The following is a 22,562-nucleotide window of genomic DNA, read 5'->3' as shown; positions in this document are numbered from 1 at the left end:
TAAGATGGTCTAAACTTTCCTCTTCCAATTTTCTTGAAGTAGCGGAATTCCAAACTTTATATTCGAAATAGCTTTACTCCCATTCCACCCACTTATTAACTAATTCCTGGTTATCTGCAACCCATTTTTTCGCTCCATCAATCGGCTCTTCCGCTTCATTCACATACGTCATTAGTTCTCCAATGGATGCATCGTCCATTTTCCAATTTTTGAACCATTCATATACACTAGGAAAATCTTCTTTAAAGTCTTTCCTTGTTGCATGATATATTTTTTCTACTTCCCCATATACCTCTTTCGGATCTTTAAGATACTTCAAATCATATTGGGAGAATACGCGATGTGGATTCCAAAGTGGAGCAACGATTGGCTCCTCATTTTTTATAGCTTGTGCGATCTCGGTAATCATAGCTGGTTCTGAGCTAGGAATTAATTCATAATCCAAATCATATTCTTTTATTAGTTTTTCCGTCACTTCCATTGTTCCTGCGCCAGCATCAAAACCAGTTATTTCCCCCTCGAACATCTCTTTATGCGCATGTAAATCTTCCACACTATTAATTTCTTCTAAGTATTTAGGCACAACCAGTCCGACTTTCGCGTTATCATACCACGGCTCTTCAGAAAAGAAAACATCATCTTTATATTCTTGTAAATATGCTTGATCTTGCACCGGGAGCCATACTTCTAAGTTAACATCCAATTCGTTTTCAGCAAGTGCCTTCATAATCGTTCCCATGTCTAGTAAATTTAAATTTACTTTATAGCCTTGTTCTTCTAAAATAACTTTCCACATATTTGAAACAGCAATATTTTCTGCCCAACTAATCTGTGCCATTTCAATCGTACCCTTTTCTCCTGTAGCCTGCCCCGCTTCACTTTTCGAGTTGGATTCTTCCCCACATGCTGCCAATAAAACAATGCACACCATAATGAAACCCAAAATGACTAATTTGCTCTTCATAAAGCTCATAAAATGAATTTCTCTCTCCCATCTATTTAAATGCTTGCTACAATTAATTTATCATTAGAAAAAACTCGGCTATCAACCTTATACGATAAAGCCTAAAACTTGTATACTTTCCTTATTGCGAAAAAAACAACAGGTGAGACAAACTCACGAAACTACCACCCACCAATCTGCCAACTTCGGTAATTATGGCTTTTTTGGCAAGAACTCGTAGATCTCTTCTGATCGTATACTAGCAACTAAACGCTCAAGCCAACGATAATATATTTTAGATTGCTCAAGCTGATCATAGATTTCTCGTGCTTCCTCCATCAATTCCCTCGACACATTCTCATCTTCAAAAATTTGATCTAAAGTAAATTCGGCCTGCTTAATCGCTTCCATATTCATCTTTGCTTCACGATCCCATAGTTGACAATAATAGGACATAAAAGAATGGAAAAAATCTTTTTCTGCTGCATACGTATGTTTACGTGAGCCTTTTTGAAACTTTTTCTTTACCATCTCGTTTTCTTGTAGTTTCCTAACACTCGTACTCATACTGGGTTTACTCATTCCCAATTCTTCTCGCATTTCATCAAGATTCATTTGCTCTTTAAAATACATCGTTGCATAAAGCTTACCCGCAGCCGGAGTTACACCGTATACGTCCATTGTTTCTGCGATGGTTTCAATAACGTAGCCTTTTGCTTCTTCAAGCTTTTCTTTCGCCATTTCATCATGTGAATTCGCCATCAAGTCTCCCCTCCTTTATCCGTAACATATTAAGTATGTTTAAAATATATTTTACAAACTTAATGTTAACGAAATAATCAAATATGTCAAATGCCAATAATGGTTCCGTAATTTATTTTGACAACTTTAATTGTATCATGTTAAGTTTAAATTGTTAAAAACGTTAAATAAATATTTAACAAAATTAAACATGTAGGAGGGAGTATGTTGAATTTTAAGCAAAACTTTATTAACGGTGAATGGTTACCTTCTCATACAGGTAACACACGAGATATTATAAACCCATTTAACCAAGAGGTCGTTGCTCAAGCGACAGAAAGTGATGAAACAGATACAATATCTGCGATTGCTGCTGCAAGAGAAGCATTTGATGAAGGTGAATGGTGCAGAACATCTGCCACAGAACGCGCTAAAAAATTACATACCATTACAGCGCTCATCGAACAGGATAAAGAAGAGCTAGCTAAACTAGAAACGCTTGATACAGGTAAGACCATCGAAGAAAGCCGTAGCGATATGGAAGATATTGCGGGAGTATTCCGTTTTTATGCAGAATTAACTGATAAACATGGTGGCGAATTGATCAACTCCCCCGTCCCAAACACCATTAGCAAAGTAGTCTATGAACCTGTAGGTGTATGTGGTCAAATCACTCCATGGAATTATCCATTATTACAAGCATCTTGGAAGTTAGCACCAGCATTAGCTGCTGGAAATACATTAATCATGAAACCAAGCGAAATTACACCATTAACAACTGTAAAACTTTTTGAATTAATGGAAGAAGCTAAGCTACCAAAAGGTGTGGTCAACCTCGTATTAGGAAAAGGAGATACGGTTGGGGCAGAACTTTCTGCTAATCACGATATTGACTTGATATCATTTACAGGAGGTATGAACACCGGGAAAAAAATCATGCAATCAGCCAGTTCCAACGTAAAAAAACTAGCGCTTGAACTAGGCGGAAAAAACCCGAATATTATTTTTGCCGATGCTGATTTCGATATAGCGGTTGACCAAGCTCTACATGCCGTCTTCTTTCATGCTGGGCAAATTTGTTCAGCTGGTACACGACTGATTATTGAAGAAAAGATACATGATGCATTTGTTCAAGCTTTAGTTGAACGAGTGAAAAACATTACGTTGGGGAATGGATTTGACGCCTCTACGCAAATGGGACCGCTTATTTCTAAAACGCATTTAAATAAAGTCATTCAATACGTTGAAGACGGAAAAAAAGAAGGAGCTACCGTAGCAGTAGGAGGACAACAACCTGACAATCCAAATTTACAACATGGATTCTTTTACTTACCTACTGTACTTACCAATTGCACATCAAATATGCGTGTTGTTCAAGATGAAGGTTTCGGTCCTGTCATTACAGTAGAAACATTTACCACAGAACAAGAAGCCATTCAATTAGCAAATGATTCTATTTATGGGCTATCTGGCGGTGTGTGGACAAAAGATATAGCCAAAGCAGAACGCTGTGTTTCTAAAATGCGAATGGGTACAGTTTGGATCAATGACTACAATGTTTATTTTCCACATGCCCCGTGGGGTGGTTTTAAACAATCTGGAATTGGCAGAGAACTTGGCAAAGCAGGACTAGAAGAGTATCAAGAAGTGAAGCATGTCTATCATAATTTACAGCCTGATGCGTTGAACTGGTTTTAGAATAATATCGCAATCATATTGTCTCCCAAGCTTTTATCAAGTTAAATCAATCAAAAATACAAAGAAAGATAATAGGAGGAGCTATCTATGAGCTTAAATATGAAATTAGAGCATATGTATAAATTACATACATTTGAAATACCAACTACGATAAAGCATGGCATTGATTCCATTCAATCAATTGGAAATGAAGTAAAACAGCTCGGTGTATCAAAAGCCCTTTTAGTAACTGACCCAGGTATCTATGAAGCTGGTGTAACACAGCCTGTGGAAAAGCACTTAAAAAAAGCGGGGATAGAAGTTGTTATCTTTAATAAAGTTGAGCCAAACCCACCCGTTCGTTTGATTGCAGAAGGCTCTAAGTTATATAGAGAAAAAGGCTGTAATGGACTTGTTGCTGTTGGTGGCGGAAGTTCTATGGACACGGCAAAAGGCATTGGTGTGGAAGCTACACATCAAGGCAGTGTCTTAGAATATGAAGCTGCGGAAGGAAAAAAGCCCTTAGAAAATCGCATTCCACCTTTAACAACCATTCCAACTACAGCGGGGACTGGTTCTGAAGTAACACAATGGGCAGTTATTACAGATGAAAAACGTGCATTTAAATTTAATACGGGTGGCCCATTAATTGCTGCTCACTTAACAATAATTGACCCTAAACTGCATGTATCCATGCCTTCACACGTTACGGCAATGACTGGTATTGATGCTTTAGCCCATGCGATAGAATGTTTTACCATGCATTTTGCCCAGCCTATTACAGATGCGGTTGCATTATTGGCAATGGAATACGTTGGAAAATACATACGTCGCGCTTATGCTGACGGAGGTGATCTTGAAGCACGCTATGGTATGGCTCAAGCTGCTATGCTTGCTGGTTTATCTTACGGTAGTGAATCAGCTGGAGCCGCTCATGCCATGTCCCAGACATTAGGTGGTATTCTTCCAGTTGCCCATGGTCAATGTGTTGCCGCTATGCTCGGTCCAGTAATGGAATACAATTGGAAAGGTCATCCTCATAAATTTGCAAGAATAGCCCAAGCATTAGGTATTGACACATTTCATATGACGACAGAAGAGGCTGCCAAAGCAGCTGTAAACGAAATTTATCAGCTTGTAAAAGACTTAGATATCCCGACATTGGAAGAACAGGGTGTTTCTCCAAATATGATAGAGCGATTATCAAAAGAAGCGATAAAAGATCCACAAACGATAGGTAACCCACGTGACCTAACAGAAAAAGACTACCAATGGATTTATAAACGTTGCTTCGATTTAGTAGCAAAAACACTGTAAATATTTTTCATTAACCCCTTTGCATAATGCAAAGGGGTTTTTTGCTGTTTCTCATTTTCTAAGTAAAAATCACTTCCATGTTTGCTTGCAAATAGTTTTTTCTCACCAAATCAACCATCTAATCCCCTATTTTCATCACTATGTAATCTAGAAGTCCTTCCTTTATTTTCATTTGTTTAGAAATTGTCTAGATCCTTCCTTTATCTTAAAACATAAAAACCTATCTGCATCCTTATAACAATAGCTACTTATATCTATATAGGAAATTACAATTAATTAAGCACTTAAAGTGCTCATAGCTTAAAAACGTAAAGCTTAGACTTTATGTTGACATATACATTGTATTCAGATTCCCCACTCCAATGTAAAAATGACTAGGGGAACATATAACAATTTCATACAGCACGATAGAATAGCTTGCGCAAATAAGGAAAAGGTAATAAAAAACGGAGAGATGAGCGATGATAAAAGTATTACTCGTAGATCGTGAAGGGATATCTAGTGAAGGATTACGTTTAATTATTGAAAGAGAAAGGGAGATGAAGTGGGTAGGAACATATTTTCAAAAAGAAGAAGTTATTCATGCTGTCCAAGAAAAACAACCAGACATTGTTGTCTTTCATATCAATCAATCGCATCATACAGTGATAGAATTAACGAAAGAGATAAAAAGTATATCGAAGCAAATTAAAATTATTTACATTTTGTCATTTATTGAGCCCACCTTTATTACAAACAGTATAAAAGCCGGGGTAGAAGGCTATTTCTTAAGCCACTCTGATCATACCAACTTCGTATCTATGATAAAAAATATTTACCATAATCATTACGTTATTACGGAAGACATTGCAGTAACCATTTTACAACAATTTCAAAAAGGAGATGAAAAACAACGTCTACACGCCAAGCTTTTAGAAAAAGAAATTGATTTAACATGGAGGGAACTCGACATCGCCTTCCTCATCTATCAACGTAAAAAAAATAAAGAAATTGCCCAATCACTACATTTGAAAGAGAAAACAGTTCGCGATTACGTCAGCATCATTTATAAAAAATTAGGAGTAAATAAACGGTTACTTGTCATTAACCTTTTAGAAAATTTAATAGCAGAAGAACCAGAGGACAATTTCCAATAACAAGAATTAGATATTAAAATTTTCCGAATATATAAGAACAGGTTTTATTTTTAAATGAACGGTTATATAAGTAGTGGAGGGGAGTTATAGGGCTAACCTTTACGACTCATGTCTGCGTTATTTTATAACTTTAACTCGTTTTCTTTGGAAACATTATTTATTTCCTTTCTAAAAAAACAATATTTTATAAAATAGTAAAGGGAGGAATTGAAATGAAACCAATAAAACGATGGAACAGAGATGACCAACCATTACGCAAATTCAAAAGTGAACTTGATGGAATGTTTGAACGCTTTTTTGATGATCCATTTTTCTCCAACAACAGTTTATGGAATAGACAACAAGGTGGATCATTCGCTTGCAATATTCGTGAAAAGAAAGATAAATATATTGTAGAAGCTGAAATCCCTGGTATAGATCCATCCGATATAGAGGTTGAGATTGAAGACAACATGGTTACGATTAAAGGGGAGAAAAGGCAACAAATAGAAACAGAAGACAATGATACAGAAATGCGAGTTGTGGAGCATAGTTATGGATCATTTCAACGCTCTTTCACACTACCAGATAATGTGAATACGGATAAAGTCAGCGCCGATCATAAAAATGGCATGCTATACCTTCACATTCCAAAAACGAAAGAAAGCAAAAAACGTCGTATTAAAATTAATGGGCAATAAACGGTAGAAGCCTTTCACATTTTTGCGCAGACGACAATTAGAACCAAGCTACAAGATGAAAAGGTTAGCCCCTGCCATTTTCTTTTTACATATACGATTAGCTGCAATTCTAGATCCTATAATTACGAATTCACATAGGAGAACTATATACCTTCCTATAGTACAATGAAAGAAGACTTTAAAATTACATATTTAACAGAGAAAGATAGGCTTAAGGGAGATATGTTTATGAATATATTAGTTACCATTGACGCCAATTACATGCACCCAGTAAAAGTAATGCTCCATTCCTTATTTTTACATCATCCTGAGGATTTCTTTTGCATTTATCTCATGCATTCTTCTTTAACAGATGACGAAACGCGCAGATTAAATGATTATATAGAAAGACGCGGGCATGAACTACAGGTTATTACCTTAGAAAACCATCATTTTGCTGACGCTCCTGTCATTAAACATTTTTCAAAAGAAATGTATTATCGTTTATTGGCGTACAAATTTTTACCTAATTCACTGGATAGAGTGCTTTATCTCGATCCAGATATTTTAATTATTAATTCCATACATGATCTGTATCAGATGGACATGGCCAATTATTTGTACGCTGCTGCATATCACGATCGCACCCCCATTACAAATATTAATAAACTTAGGTTACGACCATATGATGTAGAAGCTTACTATAACTCTGGCGTGTTACTACTTAACTTAACAGAACAGCGAAAGCATATTTCTGAACAAGCTATTTATGAATTTGTAGAAGTAAACAAAAAAAAATTAATTCTCCCAGACCAAGATATTCTAAACGGCTTATATGCAAAGCAAATTAAAGATATCGATGAAGTTCGTTATAATTTTGATGCACGATTTTATTATTACTATAAGATTACGAGCAAAAATAAAATAGATATGGATTTTGTTATCAACAATACATCGATTATTCATTTCTGTGGTAAAAAGAAACCATGGTACAAAACATATTATGGGAGCTTTCATTCGTTATATAAACATTATGAACGCTTTGCATTCCATTCGGTTAACAAATAATTACATAACAACCTTCCTTTAACTACCTCCACCGTATATGTAAGATGTTTCTCAAGGAGGATATTAGAGCTAATTTCTAGTCAAAAAAGAAAAAGGATCTGTATGATAAAACTAACATGTTAGCGTAGGAAAAACTCGGAGACTCCGATGGGAAAGCGCAGTGGGATGACCCCGAAGAAAAAGCAAACTGCTTTTTTTGAGGAGGCTGAGCGCCAGCCATGGAAAACGTTGTGCTATTCCACAGCGGTCACTAGCTATGCATTTTGTAAGCAATTGTTCCATTCAGAACAATAAAAGTGTACATAAATAGAGTTCAGGAAATATGTGGGTTATGCCTATGTAGAGAAAAACTTGTCACATACACCTCCACTTATCCTATTGACAACGCTTTATACATGTGGTAAGCTCTAATTACGATACAGGAGTGTTACTGACATGATCAGGCACCACCAAGTCAAATGTAACGTTAGTGAACTTCTCTTCATTTTCTGTTATGTTTTGATATTGGTGTTTTTTTATGGCTTTTTTAAGGGTGTGACTATATTGCTAACCATTATAAAATCATTAAACAACAATATCATTTTAGCCAAGTCTGAAAAAAATGAAGAATTGATTATATTTGGCACTGGTATCGGTTTTAAAAAGAAGCACGGAGATTTAGTAGATGAATCAAAAGCCACAAAAGTCTTTAAAGCAGAAAAAAACATGCAAACAAGGACGTTTTTAGAACAAATCTCTCCTGAGCTTTTAGCCGTAACTGAAAAAATTGTCCGGCTTGGCGAAGACAAGTTGCAAAAGAAGTTAAATCAATCGATTCTTTTTTCTTTAGCAGACCACTTACAGTTTGCTACAGATGAAAAATACCATACTACAAATAAAGATAATCCATTACAATGGGAGATTCCTTACTTATATTATGAGGAATATGAAGTTAGTAAAATAGCCGTACAAATCATTCAGGATGATCTTGGCTACACCCTTCCCAAAATGGAAGCTGCTTTTATTGCGCTACATTTTGTCAATGCGCAAATCGATAGCTCAACCATGGAAGAAACGATCCAAATTACCAAACTTATTAAAAATATTGTTAAAATCATTCAAAGATTATTTGAAGTCAATATTGATAAAACAACGATTAATTATTCACGCTTTATTACTCATCTCCGCTATTTCATTGCTCGACAAAAAATGAAACAGCGAGAAAGTATTCAAATGGATGAAGCATTAAAGAAAACCATTGAAGAAAGATATATGAAAAGCTATGCTTGCGGATTAATGATTAAAGAAATGGTTGAAAAAGAATTCAACTGGGAAGTCACTTATGATGAAATTGCATTTTTAGTTATTCATATCGAACGTATTTTTCAAGAGAATAGATCCTAATTTTGTTAGGTGTGTTACGTACTCTGGCATCAACCTAAGCAAAATTTGCGACAGCGATCCACTGGCTGTTTGTAAATTTCGCTTAGGTTTTTTATTTTTTACGCAAAGACTTTAGCATTCTCAATCTAAACGGAAAGAAGTGAAAAAATATGGATAAGCAAAAGCTTGCGGCAAAAATCATTAAAGAAATGGGTGGAAAAGAAAATATCATACAAAATTGGCACTGCATTACCCGTTTGCGCTTTAATGTAACAAGTAACAACGAGGTGAACATCGATAACATTAAAGCACTTGACGGTGTCCTAGGAGCACAATTTCAAAGTGGACAATTTCAAGTCATTATTGGTAATCAAGTAGCTGAAGTTCATGCTGAAATTAGCAATATCTTAGGTACAGGTGAGAATAATCAATTACCTTCAGCTAAAAAACAAAATGGAAATATTATTGAACGTATATTCGATGTTATTTCTGGGATTTTCACCCCTATTTTACCGGCCATTGTTGGAGGTGGATTATTAAAAGGATTACTCGCTTTGTTCATTGCAGTAAATCTACTATCTGAACAAAGCTCGACCTATGAAATCTTGCACTTTATTTCGGATGCACCGTTTCACTTTTTACCTTTCTTAATCGCATTTTCAGCTGCGAAAAAATTTAATACCGACGCTTCCCTTTCTGTTGCTTTAGCTGGTATTCTTATGTACCCAAAAATAATGGAGTATGCAGCGGGAACAGAAGTAGACAGTTTAAGCTTTTTGGGTTTACCAATTCCGATGAACAGCTATGCATCATCCGTTATCCCAATTATATTAGGGGTTTGGCTATTAAGCTATATTTATAAAGGTGCAGATAAAATCGTGCCTCGATCACTACGTATTATCTTTGTTCCGTTACTAAGCTTGGTTATTACGGCACCATTCATGTTAATGTTTATTGCACCATTAGGAAGCTATGCAGGGATTTATCTAGATACCTTTTTCTCAGGAATGTTTGATATTGCTGGGCCAATTGCCGGGCTATTAATGGGTGGCCTCATGCCGCTGATCGTTATTACAGGCATGCATTATGCATTTTTCCCTGGAACATTTGCAAGTTTTGATAAGTATGGTTATGACATTATGCTGTTACCTATGAACTTTGTCGCTAATTTAGCACAAGCAGGAGCAACGTTAGGTGTGTTGCTTAAAACGAAGAATAAAAAAATGAAACAGTTATCTTTCTCCACTTTCATTCCAGCATTGTTTGGAATTACAGAGCCAGCCATTTACGGTGTTACGATGAAGTTAAAGAAACCATTTTATGCAAGCTTGATTGGTGGTGCTGTCGGCGGAGGTATCTACGGAACATTCGCTGTAAAAACAACTGCGTTTACCGTTCCAGGCATTATGTCCATACCAACTTATATTTTTAGTGGAAATAATTTACTTTATGCGCTCATTGGCGTAATTGCAAGTTTTTCTGTTGCACTACTAGTAACTGTACTGCTTGGCTTCGAGGATGAAGATAGTCCTTTAGAGGAAAAAACTTCATCTAATGATAAAGCCATGATCGAAAAGGATGTAACAATTAACATTCCATCACCAATAACAGGAAAAGTTATGCCTTTAGAATCCGTTCCAGATCAAACATTTGCTGACGGACTTGTCGGAAAAGGATTAGCCATTGAGCCCGAGGGAGACACTGTATACGCTCCTTTTTCAGGAAAGGTTACTACAGTCGTACCTTCCAAACATGCTATTGGCATTACGTCAGACGATGGTGTGGAATTACTTATTCATGTCGGTTTAGAAACGGTAAATTTAAATGGCGAAGGATTTGCATTAAACGTGGAAGTCGATGATGACATACAACTCGGAGACAAGCTATTAACGTTTGATTTACATGCATTAAAAAAGCAAAACGTTTCTATTATTACACCTATTATTATCACAAATTCCCCTCATTTCTTAGATGTGATAGCCACATCTGAAAAACAGGTAACTGCCTGTGATGATAAATTAATTATGTTAATTAAGTGAACATCCCCTTCTAACGGGGGTTCATATAGATAAGGTTACAAATTATAAGGAGGACTATAACGATGAATCAATCATTACAAACAACATTTCCAAAAGATTTCTTATGGGGCGGTGCTACTGCTGCCAACCAAATAGAAGGTGCTTATGACAAAGACGGAAAAGGGCTGTCTACATCTGACATGGCTGCTTATAAAGATCCATACGCTGGAGGGAAGGTAGATAATTTCACATTTAATGTGAATTCCGTTGAATTAGAGGAATATTTAAACCATCCTGATAAATATTTGTTCCCTAAACGCTGGGGAATTGACTTCTATCACCGCTATAAAGAAGACATTGCGTTATTTGCTGAAATGGGCTATAAGGTGTTCCGCTTATCTATTTCTTGGGCACGTATCTTCCCAACAGGCTTAGAAGATAAACCTAACGAAGCGGGATTAGCATTCTATGACAAGGTTTTTGACGAGCTCGCTAAGTACGACATTGAACCCCTTGTAACAATGTCACATTATGAAATGCCACTTACGTTAACCCAAAAGTATAATGGCTGGGTAAGTCGCGAGTTAATTGGCTTATTTGAAAAGTTTGCTCGGGTACTTTTTGAGCGTTATAAAGATAAAGTAAAATATTGGATTACATTTAACGAAATGAATATGAATTTAAATAGTATCTATACAGGCGCTGGTGTCCTAGCTGATAAAGTAGACAATGTAGAAGAAGCAGCCTACCAAGCATCTCATCACCAATTTTTAGCTAGTGCACTTGCCGTAAAAGCTGCACGAGAAATTATGCCAGAGGCACACATCGGCTGTATGATTAACCAAATTGAATCGTATGCACGTACAACGAAACCAGAAGATCAATTACAAGCATTAAAGGCAGATCAAATTAATATGTTCTATCCTGATGTACAAGTGCGAGGTAAATATCCAAATTACATGGTACGTTATTTTGCAGAGAATGATATCAACCTAGAAACAAAACCAGAAGATGCAAAAATCCTAGCAGAAGGTACTGTCGACTTTATTGCTTTTAGTTATTATATGAGTCACGTAACAGAAGCACGTCCAGATGCAGCTAAAATTGCTGGTTCTTTTGACAGTCCTATCAAAAATGAATATTTAGAGCTATCACAATGGGATTGGCCGATTGATCCAATTGGATTAAGAATTTCTTTAAACAAATTATATGATCGATACCAAAAACCGTTATTCCTAGTGGAAAATGGACTAGGCGCACGAGATGAGCTTACAGAAGACGGAAAGATTCATGACCCTTATCGTATCGATTACATTAAAAAGCATATTATTGAAATGAACGAAGCAATTCAAGATGGCGTCGAACTGATGGGATATACGACTTGGGGATGTATTGATTTAATTAGCTGTGGTACATCACAAATGTCCAAGCGTTACGGATTTATTTATGTAGATCAAGACGACAAAGGAAATGGAAGCTTAGAACGTTACAGAAAAGACTCTTTCTATTGGTATAAAGATGTTATTGCATCTAACGGTGAGAACCTAGGAGAATAAAAAAGCAAACATCCGAGAAGGGCGTCTTCTCGGGTGTTCTATGTTGTAGAGAGGATGGATTTATTGAGTAAAAAAATTGTTTTCATTGATATCGATGGAACATTAACCACACCTGATGGTAAAGTACCTTCGTCAGCTAAACAAGCTATTCGTACTGCCCGACAAAATGGGCATCTTATGTATTTGTGTACAGGACGATCAAAGCCTGAAATTATTTCCAGCATTTTAGAAATCGGTTTTGACGGAATTATTGGAGCTGGCGGTGGCTATATTGAAGTAAATAACGAGCTTGTTCATCATCAAACCATGCCAGAACAGTCCGTCAGAAAGATTGTTGATTACTTCCATCAGCATGAAATTGGCTATTATTTAGAATCCAATGAGGGCTTATTTGGCAGTGATAACTGTGAAGAAGTGATACGTCAACGTGTTACGAATAAATTAGATAAAGATAGTGTAGCATATAAGCAAGCTGATGCTGAATTCCACTGGTTTTATCAATTACTCGATATGTATCGAGGTAAAGCTATTGACTATGGAAATGTAAATAAGATATCTTTCATCAGTAATCAACATCAGCCATTTGAAGAAATTAGCAACAAATTTGGAGAAGCATTTACGATGTATCGAACAACCGTTGCACAATTTGGTCCAGAAAGTGGCGAAATTGCTGTTAAAGGTGTTGATAAATACAAAGCAGTGAAATACGTTTTAAACGATTTACAAATTCCCAGAGAACAAAGCATGGCCTATGGAGACGGCAATAATGATATCAAAATGTTTGAAGCTGTCCACTACGGTGTTGCTATGGAAAATGCTACCGATGATTTGAAAAAAGTTGCCCAAGAAGTAGCAGCCAAAGCAGAAGATGATGGGATAATGCATAGCTTTAAGCAACATCAATTGCTTTAGTTTTCTTGGTATAGATAAAAATACTCGTTTTGTGCCGTGCTCTTTTTTAGCAACACAAAACGAGATAGCTAACCTTTTAGATTCCTTATCTTCTCTTTAGTCAAGCATTTCTTTTTTATTTCCTCTTTTTAATAAATTCGTATAATCTACATAAGCAAATATATCTTGTTCTATCGAATCACTAAATTGCTGTAGTTCTTCCAACGTTAATTGTTCAATACTCTTCCCTACTTTTTCTCCATATAAAACAATCGCACCTACTACACCATGCGCATCACGGAAAGGCACACCTTTTTGGACAAGATAATCCGCTACCTCTGTCGCGTTTAAAAAGCCCGCTTTAATTGCTTGCTTCATTTGCTCCCCATTCACTTGCAGGGTGGCAACCATCTTATCCATCATTTTTATAGAAAGCAATACTTCATCTACCGCCTGAAACATGGGTGATTTTACTTCTTGCATATCTTTATTATAAGCAAGTGGTAAACCTTTCATCGTCGTTAATACACTAACTAATGCCCCGTATACTTTTCCAGTTTTACCTCTGATTAATTCAGCTGCATCAGGATTCTTTTTCTGTGGCATAATGCTGCTCCCAGTTGCATAGGCATCATCGATTTTAATAAAAGAAAACTCTTGACTGCTCCATAAAATTAGCTCTTCACTTAATCGACTTACATGCATCATAATAATGGAGAGATCAGATAATAATTCAATAATAAAATCACGATCACTGACACCATCCATAAAATTAGCTGCTGGTTTAGAAAAGCCTAGTTTTTCCGCAGTAATTTGGCGATCAATGTCGTGCGTCGTTCCTGCTAATGCACCAGAGCCAAGCGGGCTCTCATTTAAATTAGCTACGGTCTGCTCCAAACGCTTTGTATCTCTCGTAAACATTTCGATATAAGCCCGCAAATGATACCCAAAGGTAACGACTTGAGCGCGTTGTAAATGCGTATAGCCTGGCATAATAACATGTTGATTTGCTACTGCTGTTTTTTCCAAGCTATGAATCAATAACTGTAGTTTATTTATTGTTTCTTTCGCTCGTTTCTTCGTATATAATTTTAAATCCGTCGCCACTTGATCATTTCTGCTTCGTGATGTATGAAGCTTCTTTCCTGCTTCGCCAATCATTTCTGTCAATGTTGCTTCTACAAAGCTATGAATATCTTCATGGTCTCCTTCAACGACTAAATTACCAGTTGCTATATCTTGTTTTATCTTGTGAAGCCCTTGAACTATTTTCTCCCCTTCCTCCTGCGCAATAATATGACAATGCACGAGCATCTCTGCATGCGCAATGCTCCCATCTAGATCCTCTTCTACAAGAGCTAGGTCTTCCTCTAACGATGAATTGAACACTTCCATTAACGTATCTTCTTCTTTTGTGAACCGTCCTCCCCAAAGCTTCATGCTACATTTTCCACTCCTTGTTGTTTATTTTTTCGTTTCGATAAAACGATAAACAGCACAACCATGAATACAATACTTCCTACAATTGTCAAATTACTTCCCGTAAACCCAGCTATGATAAACGATCCGAGTGCAATGAATCCATTGGTTAGCGCATATGGTAATTGTGTTTTTACATGATCGATATGGTCACAACCTGCCCCCGTTGAAGCTAGGATTGTTGAATCAGATATTGGAGAACAATGATCACCAAATAGCCCTCCTGATAATACCGCACCAATGCTGACAAGCATCGGAGCTTCAAGACCAGATGCCATTGGAATGGCGAGCGGAAGCATGATGGCAAAAGTTCCCCATGAGCTACCAGTTGCAAAAGACATACTTGCTGCAGCTAAGAAAATAATTGCTGGCACTATATAGGCAGGTACATTCCCTTCTAATTGTTCAACAATATACGCTGCCGTTCCCATTTCACCTAACAAAGATCCTAATGCCCACGCTAAGACCAAAATCAGAATGACTTGCATCATTCGTTGCATTCCTTGTAGATATATAGTAAATATCTCATTCATTTTCTTCACTTTATATAGTACCATTAATACCATTAATAGGATGGCAGCAAATAAGTAAGCTGTGCTTAATGCAACTCGGAAATCACTTCCCGGTACAGCTTTTGCTGGAAAACCATATGACACCAATAAACTGAATAAAGTAATAAATAAAACAGCAAGTGGGAGCCAAATTAACATCGGATGACTTTCAGGCATTGTTTCAGCATCTACATCCGTTTTACGTAGCGGATTAGATTGTTGCCAGTAAATTTTCCCCGTCTGCTCTATACGTTTTTCCGATTTAGCCATTGCTCCAAAATCCATTTTCGTTATAGCTACAATTGGCACGATGAACACGGATAGAATGGCATAAAACTGAAAGGGAATTGCTTCTACAAACGTTGTAAATTCAGACGCTGTTATATTTAACCGTGCAAATTCTTCTTTTATAATCCCCATCACATATATTCCCCAGCCAATAAAAGGGATGAGAATGGCAACAGGTGATGATGTCGAATCGAGAATCCAAGCTAATTTTTCCCTAGACACCTTCACTTTATCAAACAGTTTTTCAAATACAGGACCGACAATTAAAGGCGTTCCCATATCGGAAAAAAAGATAATAATCCCTCCAAACCAGGCAGATAACTGCGTCTTTGTGTTCGTATTAATCCATTTAGCTGTTCTTTTCGCTAAAGCGGCTCCTCCTCCTGAACGTTCTACTAAGGCAACAAAGCCTCCTATAAAACATAATAAGACGATGACGGCTGCATTATAGCTATCTGTTAATTGCGGAAACAAATACTCTCTTATTGTGCTCGTTGTTGCAGTAATTGGATTTCCGTTAGCAAGAATAACAATTCCTACAAATAACCCCGTGAATAAAGATACAATAACATTACGAAAGATAATGGCTAATACAATTGCTATTATTGGTGGAATTAAAGAAACAATCCCCATGTGTTCCATGCACTCGCCCCATTTCTAAGGTGTATAAATATACGTTTTATGTTATTAATATACTAATCTACCTATTAACTAATGTCAATGGTTATTTTTAGATGAATAATAGGAGAATGATGTTTATTAGAAGAGCCCCAAATGCATACAGCACTCAAGGCTCATCAGCCACACGTGGGAACCGTGTGCGTTATAATTTTATCAGTTAAGTGTTTATCGTATAAGTAAAACAATGGCATTTCATAGCCAGACTCAGTAGCTAAGTTGTTTCAAACATTCTTATTCAATCTTCCAATCAATCGTTTGTTTACCTAGCTGCTCTAATCGTTGATTTGTTTGCGAAAAAGGTTTACTGCCAAAAAACCCTCGGTACGCAGACAAGGGGCTTGGGTGCGGAGATTTTATAATATAATGTTTATCTGTATCAATGAGAGACTGCTTTTTTTGTGCAGCGCCGCCCCATAAAATATACACAACAGGGTCTTCCTTATGATTAAGCAACTGAATAACACGATCAGTGAATTGCTCCCACCCCTTTCCACGATGTGAATGTGCTTGACCTTTGCGGACAGTGAGCACATTATTTAATAATAATACGCCTTGTTTGGCCCATGATTCTAAACAGCCATGAGCAGGAATAGCATGCCCCAAATCGTGCTTCATTTCGGTGAAGATATTTTTTAATGAAGGGGGCAGGGCAACTCCCTTTTTCACCGAAAAGCTTAACCCATGTGCTTGGTTTGGACCATGGTAAGGGTCTTGACCTAAAATAACTACTTTTACTTCGGCAAATGGCGTATAGTGTAAGGCATTAAATATAGCTTTCATATCTGGATAGATCGTGTATGAAGTATACTCTTGCTTTAAAAACTCTCTCAGCTGCAAATAATACGATTTATGAAACTCTTCTTTTAGTAATTCTTCCCAATCATTAAATAGAATTTGCTTCGTCATAAGATCCTTCCTTATTCATGTCATGTAATATCTATTATTCTATCATGATTTCAATGGCTTAGAAAAAGAGTTTACGCATCGTGTTCTTTTTTTAAAATTTCATATACAGATTGGTATAAAATTTTAACAGCGGGTAGCAATGTTTCTTCATCAATATCAAACTTCTCGTTATGATGCCCTGCAGCTAATTCCGTTCCAAAAATACAATATGCCGCTAATCCACCATTTTTCTGAACAGCCTCCATAAAATACGTGGCATCCTCAGACCCTGCTCCAGCATCCTTTTGTAGCTCTACATGCTCTATTTCCGATGATGCATTAGCACATCTATAAAGGATATGCGCTAATTCCTCAGAACACTTACAATGAATCGCCTCACCTACTGTTTCTATGTCATAATCGACTTGATACATCGTAGCAGCACCAGCGACAATCGATTCCACTTGCTCTTTGATATATTGATTTATTCCAGCATGCTCTCCCCTTGTTTCCACCTTCATTTTTGCGTGGTGCGCAATAATATTCCTGCCACTTCCAGCATGGAGTTCACCTACATTTATTCTTGAGGTTCCTTCTGAATGACGAGAAATGGCGTGCATATTCAAGGTAGCAGCCGCTGCAGCTAACAAAGCGTTTCTTCCTTGTTCAGGATTTCCGCCAGCATGCGCAGCAGTGCCTTTAAACGTTACATCCAATTTTGACGTAGCTAAAAAACCGTTATTAGCTGCTAGAAAATGCCCGTACGGCACTCCTGTTCCAATATGCGAAGCAATAAAATAGTCTACGTCACGAACGACATTCGCTTCAACCATTGATTTTGCACCGCGCGTTCCTTCTTCTGCTGGCTGAAAAATAAGTTTAATCGTACCGGAGAGGTTTTCCTTTTCAGCAGCAAGATATGTTGCTAAGCCTAGACCAATTGCGGTATGCGCATCATGTCCACATGCATGCATTTTCCCATCAACTTGTGAGCGAAAACCAAGTTTAGTGGGAACGTGATTAGAAGCTTCCGATTCATGAATATCAAGCGCATCCATATCAAAACGGTAAGCAATTGTCGGCCCAGGTCGATTTGTTTTCATGGTAGCAACAATCCCTGTGAACCCTTCTTTAAAAAGTCCTACAAATGATTCATTCGCTCCATGATCACAAGCCCAAGTATAGTGCATAGCTGTCTCTTTTGCGTCAGGTTTTCCCATACAGTGTGCTTCTGACATTACTTCTTTGCCCATTTGTAAGGTAAATCCTAATTCCGATAAAACACCAGCAACGATGGACGCGGTTCTCATTTCTAAAAACCCCGTTTCAGGGTGTTGATGCAGATCCCTTCGCCAGTTCATTAATTTCTTCTTTAATTCTATTGCCATATGTATACCTTCTTTCTCGATTTCATTTAAATATGAATTTTTCTAGAAGATGCGCTTTTTTGCAGGAGCAAAAGTAGAACCACTTTTTCTTTCCAGCTCGTTAAGTGGGCATTGTATACGTCCTTACGTCATAGAATCTAGCTCATTTATTCACCCTCTATGATTTATTCTAAATTAAATTAGAATATGTAGAAAATGCATGCGAAGCTTTTGTTGCCTGCACATGCATAGCTTTATTTTTACACAATAGGAAGGACTACTCCCCCTCTCATAATCTATAAGGAGGAGAGAGTCTTACCATTAGAAAAACTTGCCTTATAACTATGGTGAAAAAAGTTACTTTATAAAAACGGTGTTACACCTGGACCGAATGGAATACCTGCATAAAAGAATATTAAAATAAGAATAATCCATGTTAATAAAAATGCAACTGAATAGGGAATCATCAATGAAATAAATGTACCGATACCAGCTTTTTTATCATATTTTTGCATAAATGCTAAGATAATAACCATATAAGGCATTAGTGGCGTTACAATATTTGTGGACGAGTCCGCAACGCGGTAGGCAACCTGTGTAAATGCCGGACTGTAGCCTAGTTGCATAAACATTGGGATAAATACTGGCGCTTCTAAAGCCCATTTAGCCGACCCAGAAGTAATCAAGAAGTTTAATGAAGCTGTGAACAAAATATATCCGATAATTAGCCAAATCCCAGTAAAGTTAATTTCTTTGAGTAAATCTGCCCCATTTACTGCCACCCAAGTGCCGATATTAGACCAGCTAAAATAGTTTATAAATTGAGCGATTGCGAATATCAAAACAATGTATCCAGCCATGTCTTTCATAGACTCAGCCATATAGCCACTAACATCTCTGCTAGATTTTATTTTTTCTACTGTTATACCGTAAGTGACTCCAATAATAACAAAGAAAATTAGGATAATTGGTACAATTCCATCTAAAAATGGCGAAGGAACAATGCTGCCACCTTCTCCTCTTAGCGGACTGTTCGGCATAAAAATAGTAATGACAATTAAAATGATATAAGCTAAAGCAGCTATAATCGAATTACGAAATGCTTTTCCAGCTTTCGGATGATCTTCTTCCAATCCTGCATCAATGGCTCCTCCTTTGTATTTACCTAAACGCGGTTCAATAAATTTATCCGTAATAAGTCCGCCCACAATCGTAATAACAAACACAGATACAACATTAAAATACCAGTTATCTAAAGGAGTAACTACAATCGAGTCGTCAATAATAGCTGCTGCTTCAGTCGAAATTCCCGCCAATAATACATCTGTTCCAGCAATAAACAGATTAGCTGTAAAACCTGCACCTGTAGCCGCGTAACCTGCCACTAAACCAGCTAACGGGTGGCGTCCAATTTTATAAAATACCATTGCTGCCAGTGGTGGTATAAGTACCATCGCTGCATCAGAAGCCAAATTGCCTAGAATACCTACAAATACAACCGTATACGTAATTAGTGCTGGAGGAGATTTTAAGATGGTTTTTCGAATGGCATAATCTAGTAAGCCTACTTTTTCTGCCAAACCAATACCAAGCATCATTGCAAGCACTAATCCTAGAGGAGCAAATCCAGTAAAATTATCTAGCATGGAACTTAAAATAAATTGAATTCCTTCACCCGAAGCCAAGTTTTTAATTGGAAGCTCTTCTCCAGAACCAGGATGGGTTACTGAGGCATGAAACATACTAAAAATAGAAGAAGCAATAATGATGATAATAGCTAACGCTATAAATAAGATAAATGGATCAGGAAGTTTATTACCAACCTTTTCAATTCCATTTAAAAATTTCTGAAATAAACTTTTATTTGTTTTTTCTTTCATCGTATTCCCTCTTTCTTGGTGTGTTTTTTATAATATCCGTCTAGGTTTTTAATACAGAAGGCTGTACTTCTTTAGGAATAGGGCATGTGTATGGATTTTTTTCTGTGAATTGTTGAAATTCCTCTTTCACTTCTTTTAAAGCAACAGAATCTGTCAATAATTGAATTCCTGTCAATGCCATTGCTTGAGCCGCTCGTAGCATTCCTTTATGAGCAAAGCTTGAAATTCCTTGTGCTGTCATTTGCCATGAATGTAGTGGCGTTCCTAGTGTAGAAGTTGCAGCAGTTAATTGAGCTGTCGGTACTACCCAGCTAACATCTGCGACATCCGTAGAGCCGGATAATATCTTGTCAGATGCTTCATATGGAGATATCGTCTCTGCAAGATATTTATTAGCAAACTCCTCTCCATTACCAACATAACCAAACCCTTCAATAATTTCCAAGTACCCTTCTCGTTCCGAATCGGTAAGCGAATGCCAGATGTCTTCCGCGAATAATTTTTCTTCTTCTGTCGGCTTTTCTACATCTGATTTGCACAATTGGTCATGCAGCATATTCTCCATGCTTCTGTTCGGAATATAATTCGAACAAGCTTTATCGAATCTGATTGTAAGCTCTGTTTCTGTCATTAATGCAGCACCTTGTGCAATTTTGCAAACACGCTGATATATATCCTCTACTTGTTTTACTTTTGGTGCCCGGATTAAATATAATACCTCCGCGTTTGCTTGCACAACATTAGGAGAAATCCCACCTGTATTTGTTGTTGCATAATGCAATCTCGCTTCTGGTACAACATGCTCTCGTAAATAATTCACGCCTACATTCATCAGTTCAACAGCGTCCAGTGCACTCCTTCCCAAATGAGGGGAATTAGCGGCATGGGAGGTTGTCCCTTTAAAAGCGAAAGATATCTGATAATTAGCCAGGCTCGAGGCACTCATAATCGCATTCACAGGAGATGGGTGCCAAGTTAGTGCAGCATCAACACCTGTAAATACACCTTCCCTTACCATAAACGTTTTGCCAGACCCTCCTTCTTCTCCAGGACATCCAAAAAATTTCACCGTTCCTGAAAGGCCATGCTTGTCGAGATATTCCTTTACAGCACAAGCTGCGGCAAATGCTCCTGTACCGAGCAGGTTATGACCACATCCATGACCGATATCTGTTTCCAACGGCTGGTAAGTCGTTTGATTTGGGGTTTGACTTAGGCCAGACAATGCATCATACTCCCCTAAAAAACCAATAATAGGGGCGCCTTTTCCATATGTTGCTACGAATGCAGTAGCAATATTTCCCACTCCTTTTTCAACCTCAAACCCTTGCTTCTCACATGCTTCTGCCAAAAAAGAAGCTGATTCATACTCCTCAAATCTTGTTTCTGGATGAGAAAAAATAAACTGGCTTATCTGTTCAAAAAACGCCTTTTTTTCACGCAAATAATCTCTGATGAAACCTTCCATTCGTCTACCTCTCCCACTCTTACTAATTTTCTTTATATTACATAAAGAATAGTAATAGTGTCAATAATTTTTTATTATGTAAATTAATGGAAGGTGTATGTTGCATCATTTTTTCTAATCATTTACATTTTTTTGGATGTGTCGTATAAGAAAAAATGCGGCTTTTACTATAAAGAATGCCCGTATTTCTATGCATTTAGTTCGCTATCATTGTCAGGAAACTGAAGTGTTGGTTCGACCATGGCATTTTCTAACTTTTTTATGAACATACCTAATACAGAATAGGTACAAACAGAAAGGGAATAATGGAGAATATCGTTTCTTATTGATGGAGGCATTAAAATGGAATTCCCAGTTATTCATACTAATTTTTGGGATGGTATTATTGCTGTTCCGTTAATTGTAATTATTACGCAAATATTTAAACTTTTTCCTATTCCTAGACAGTACTTTCCTAGTATCGCAAGTGTCATCGGGTTTATGATGTCTATTTTTATTAGCCATCGTGGTGATTTATGGGCAGGTATTTTTATGGGGGGTTTTTACAGTGCAGCCGCTGTCGGAACGTATGCATCTTTAACAACATCGTGGATTC

At 37.1% G+C, this 22,562-nt stretch carries 18 protein-coding genes; 10 read left to right on the top strand and 8 right to left on the bottom strand.

All coding sequences use genetic code 11. The features are described 5' to 3' along the window. Window positions 1-73: 73 nt before the first annotated feature. Together HLX49_RS12545 and cudC are read right to left on the bottom strand one after the other, a co-directional pair. Window positions 74-973: a glycine betaine ABC transporter substrate-binding protein gene (locus HLX49_RS12545; protein ID WP_296362269.1), complete on the bottom strand. Its 900-nt coding sequence runs from the start codon at window positions 971-973 to the stop codon at window positions 74-76. A 183-nt stretch (window positions 974-1,156) separates the two neighbouring features. Further along, window positions 1,157-1,705 (bottom strand): choline uptake/conversion transcriptional regulator CudC, encoded by a 549-nt coding sequence (cudC, locus tag HLX49_RS12540; protein WP_077702547.1) that lies wholly within the window; start codon window positions 1,703-1,705, stop codon window positions 1,157-1,159. A 204-nt stretch (window positions 1,706-1,909) separates the two neighbouring features. Here cudC and betB point away from each other — a divergent pair, with 204 nt between their 5' ends. The 9 genes from betB (at window position 1,910) to HLX49_RS12495 (ending at window position 13,389) form a co-directional block, all read left to right on the top strand. Next, window positions 1,910-3,382 (top strand): betaine-aldehyde dehydrogenase, encoded by a 1,473-nt coding sequence (betB, locus tag HLX49_RS12535; protein WP_483372455.1) that lies wholly within the window; start codon window positions 1,910-1,912, stop codon window positions 3,380-3,382. Between the two features lie 87 nt (window positions 3,383-3,469). Beyond that, window positions 3,470-4,678 carry a choline dehydrogenase gene (locus HLX49_RS12530; protein ID WP_077702545.1) on the top strand — a complete coding sequence of 403 codons (1,209 nt, stop codon included), beginning with the start codon at window positions 3,470-3,472 and terminating at the stop codon, window positions 4,676-4,678. A gap of 461 nt (window positions 4,679-5,139) precedes the next feature. Further along, on the top strand, window positions 5,140-5,814 hold the full coding sequence (locus tag HLX49_RS12525) for a LuxR C-terminal-related transcriptional regulator (RefSeq protein WP_077702544.1): 675 nt from the start codon (window positions 5,140-5,142) through the stop codon (window positions 5,812-5,814). A 212-nt stretch (window positions 5,815-6,026) separates the two neighbouring features. Then, complete coding sequence (locus HLX49_RS12520; RefSeq protein WP_077702543.1) at window positions 6,027-6,494, top strand: Hsp20/alpha crystallin family protein; 468 nt, start codon at window positions 6,027-6,029, stop codon at window positions 6,492-6,494. A gap of 228 nt (window positions 6,495-6,722) precedes the next feature. Next, the gene (locus tag HLX49_RS12515) at window positions 6,723-7,541 is read left to right on the top strand and encodes a glycosyltransferase family 8 protein (protein WP_077706825.1); all 819 of its coding nucleotides are present in this window, start codon (window positions 6,723-6,725) and stop codon (window positions 7,539-7,541) included. A 543-nt stretch (window positions 7,542-8,084) separates the two neighbouring features. Continuing rightward, the gene (locus HLX49_RS12510) at window positions 8,085-8,924 is read left to right on the top strand and encodes a PRD domain-containing protein (protein WP_101933453.1); all 840 of its coding nucleotides are present in this window, start codon (window positions 8,085-8,087) and stop codon (window positions 8,922-8,924) included. A 149-nt stretch (window positions 8,925-9,073) separates the two neighbouring features. After that, window positions 9,074-10,942, top strand: a complete 1,869-nt coding sequence (locus HLX49_RS12505) for a beta-glucoside-specific PTS transporter subunit IIABC (RefSeq protein WP_077702541.1) — start codon at window positions 9,074-9,076, stop codon at window positions 10,940-10,942. Between the two features lie 62 nt (window positions 10,943-11,004). Next, the gene (locus HLX49_RS12500; RefSeq protein WP_296362260.1) at window positions 11,005-12,477 is read left to right on the top strand and encodes a glycoside hydrolase family 1 protein; all 1,473 of its coding nucleotides are present in this window, start codon (window positions 11,005-11,007) and stop codon (window positions 12,475-12,477) included. 63 nt (window positions 12,478-12,540) lie between these two features. Continuing rightward, the gene (locus HLX49_RS12495) at window positions 12,541-13,389 is read left to right on the top strand and encodes a Cof-type HAD-IIB family hydrolase (RefSeq protein ID WP_296362259.1); all 849 of its coding nucleotides are present in this window, start codon (window positions 12,541-12,543) and stop codon (window positions 13,387-13,389) included. 96 nt (window positions 13,390-13,485) lie between these two features. On the opposite strand, the gene argH is transcribed toward HLX49_RS12495, so the two are convergent. The 6 genes from argH to HLX49_RS12465 all read right to left on the bottom strand — a co-directional run bounded on the left by argH (window position 13,486) and on the right by HLX49_RS12465 (window position 21,967). Continuing rightward, window positions 13,486-14,808, bottom strand: a complete 1,323-nt coding sequence (argH, locus tag HLX49_RS12490) for an argininosuccinate lyase (RefSeq protein ID WP_077702538.1) — start codon at window positions 14,806-14,808, stop codon at window positions 13,486-13,488. Next, a complete protein-coding gene (locus HLX49_RS12485) occupies window positions 14,805-16,328 on the bottom strand; it encodes a Na+/H+ antiporter NhaC family protein (protein ID WP_296362256.1) in 1,524 nt (507 codons plus the stop codon). Before HLX49_RS12485 ends, argH begins: the two co-directional genes overlap by 4 nt. A gap of 270 nt (window positions 16,329-16,598) precedes the next feature. Then, the gene (locus tag HLX49_RS12480; protein ID WP_296362254.1) at window positions 16,599-17,273 is read right to left on the bottom strand and encodes a uracil-DNA glycosylase; all 675 of its coding nucleotides are present in this window, start codon (window positions 17,271-17,273) and stop codon (window positions 16,599-16,601) included. Window positions 17,274-17,344: 71 nt separating this feature from the next. Next, window positions 17,345-18,640 carry an amidohydrolase gene (locus HLX49_RS12475; protein ID WP_296362251.1) on the bottom strand — a complete coding sequence of 432 codons (1,296 nt, stop codon included), beginning with the start codon at window positions 18,638-18,640 and terminating at the stop codon, window positions 17,345-17,347. A 341-nt stretch (window positions 18,641-18,981) separates the two neighbouring features. Next, window positions 18,982-20,499: an AbgT family transporter gene (locus tag HLX49_RS12470; protein WP_296362249.1), complete on the bottom strand. Its 1,518-nt coding sequence runs from the start codon at window positions 20,497-20,499 to the stop codon at window positions 18,982-18,984. A 40-nt stretch (window positions 20,500-20,539) separates the two neighbouring features. Next, window positions 20,540-21,967 (bottom strand): M20 family metallopeptidase, encoded by a 1,428-nt coding sequence (locus HLX49_RS12465; protein WP_077702533.1) that lies wholly within the window; start codon window positions 21,965-21,967, stop codon window positions 20,540-20,542. A gap of 342 nt (window positions 21,968-22,309) precedes the next feature. Between HLX49_RS12465 and HLX49_RS12460 the strand changes: the two genes are divergently transcribed. Then, the coding region (locus tag HLX49_RS12460; RefSeq protein ID WP_296362246.1) for a hypothetical protein at window positions 22,310-22,562 on the top strand (253 nt) is incomplete at its 3' end.

The sequence above is a fragment of the Virgibacillus sp. genome, from assembly GCF_013393565.1.
Classification (GTDB): Bacteria; Bacillota; Bacilli; order Bacillales; family Amphibacillaceae; genus Virgibacillus; species Virgibacillus dokdonensis.
This window is presented reverse-complemented; position numbering and strand designations above follow the sequence as displayed.

Excerpts from the sequence above, each read along its gene's own strand:
- HLX49_RS12500 (WP_296362260.1), top strand. The coding sequence starts at position 11,005 with ATGAATCAATCATTACAAACAACATTTCCAAAAGATTTCTTATGGGGC.
- HLX49_RS12505 (WP_077702541.1), top strand. The coding sequence starts at position 9,074 with ATGGATAAGCAAAAGCTTGCGGCAAAAATCATTAAAGAAATGGGTGGA.
- argH (WP_077702538.1), bottom strand. The coding sequence starts at position 14,808 with ATGAAGCTTTGGGGAGGACGGTTCACAAAAGAAGAAGATACGTTAATG.
- HLX49_RS12545 (WP_296362269.1), bottom strand. The coding sequence starts at position 973 with ATGAGCTTTATGAAGAGCAAATTAGTCATTTTGGGTTTCATTATGGTG.
- HLX49_RS12530 (WP_077702545.1), top strand. The coding sequence starts at position 3,470 with ATGAGCTTAAATATGAAATTAGAGCATATGTATAAATTACATACATTT.
- HLX49_RS12480 (WP_296362254.1), bottom strand. The coding sequence starts at position 17,273 with ATGACGAAGCAAATTCTATTTAATGATTGGGAAGAATTACTAAAAGAA.
- HLX49_RS12525 (WP_077702544.1), top strand. The coding sequence starts at position 5,140 with ATGATAAAAGTATTACTCGTAGATCGTGAAGGGATATCTAGTGAAGGA.
- betB (WP_483372455.1), top strand. The coding sequence starts at position 1,910 with ATGTTGAATTTTAAGCAAAACTTTATTAACGGTGAATGGTTACCTTCT.
- HLX49_RS12520 (WP_077702543.1), top strand. The coding sequence starts at position 6,027 with ATGAAACCAATAAAACGATGGAACAGAGATGACCAACCATTACGCAAA.
- HLX49_RS12465 (WP_077702533.1), bottom strand. The coding sequence starts at position 21,967 with ATGGAAGGTTTCATCAGAGATTATTTGCGTGAAAAAAAGGCGTTTTTT.
- cudC (WP_077702547.1), bottom strand. The coding sequence starts at position 1,705 with ATGGCGAATTCACATGATGAAATGGCGAAAGAAAAGCTTGAAGAAGCA.
- HLX49_RS12485 (WP_296362256.1), bottom strand. The coding sequence starts at position 16,328 with ATGGAACACATGGGGATTGTTTCTTTAATTCCACCAATAATAGCAATT.
- HLX49_RS12475 (WP_296362251.1), bottom strand. The coding sequence starts at position 18,640 with ATGGCAATAGAATTAAAGAAGAAATTAATGAACTGGCGAAGGGATCTG.
- HLX49_RS12515 (WP_077706825.1), top strand. The coding sequence starts at position 6,723 with ATGAATATATTAGTTACCATTGACGCCAATTACATGCACCCAGTAAAA.
- HLX49_RS12470 (WP_296362249.1), bottom strand. The coding sequence starts at position 20,499 with ATGAAAGAAAAAACAAATAAAAGTTTATTTCAGAAATTTTTAAATGGA.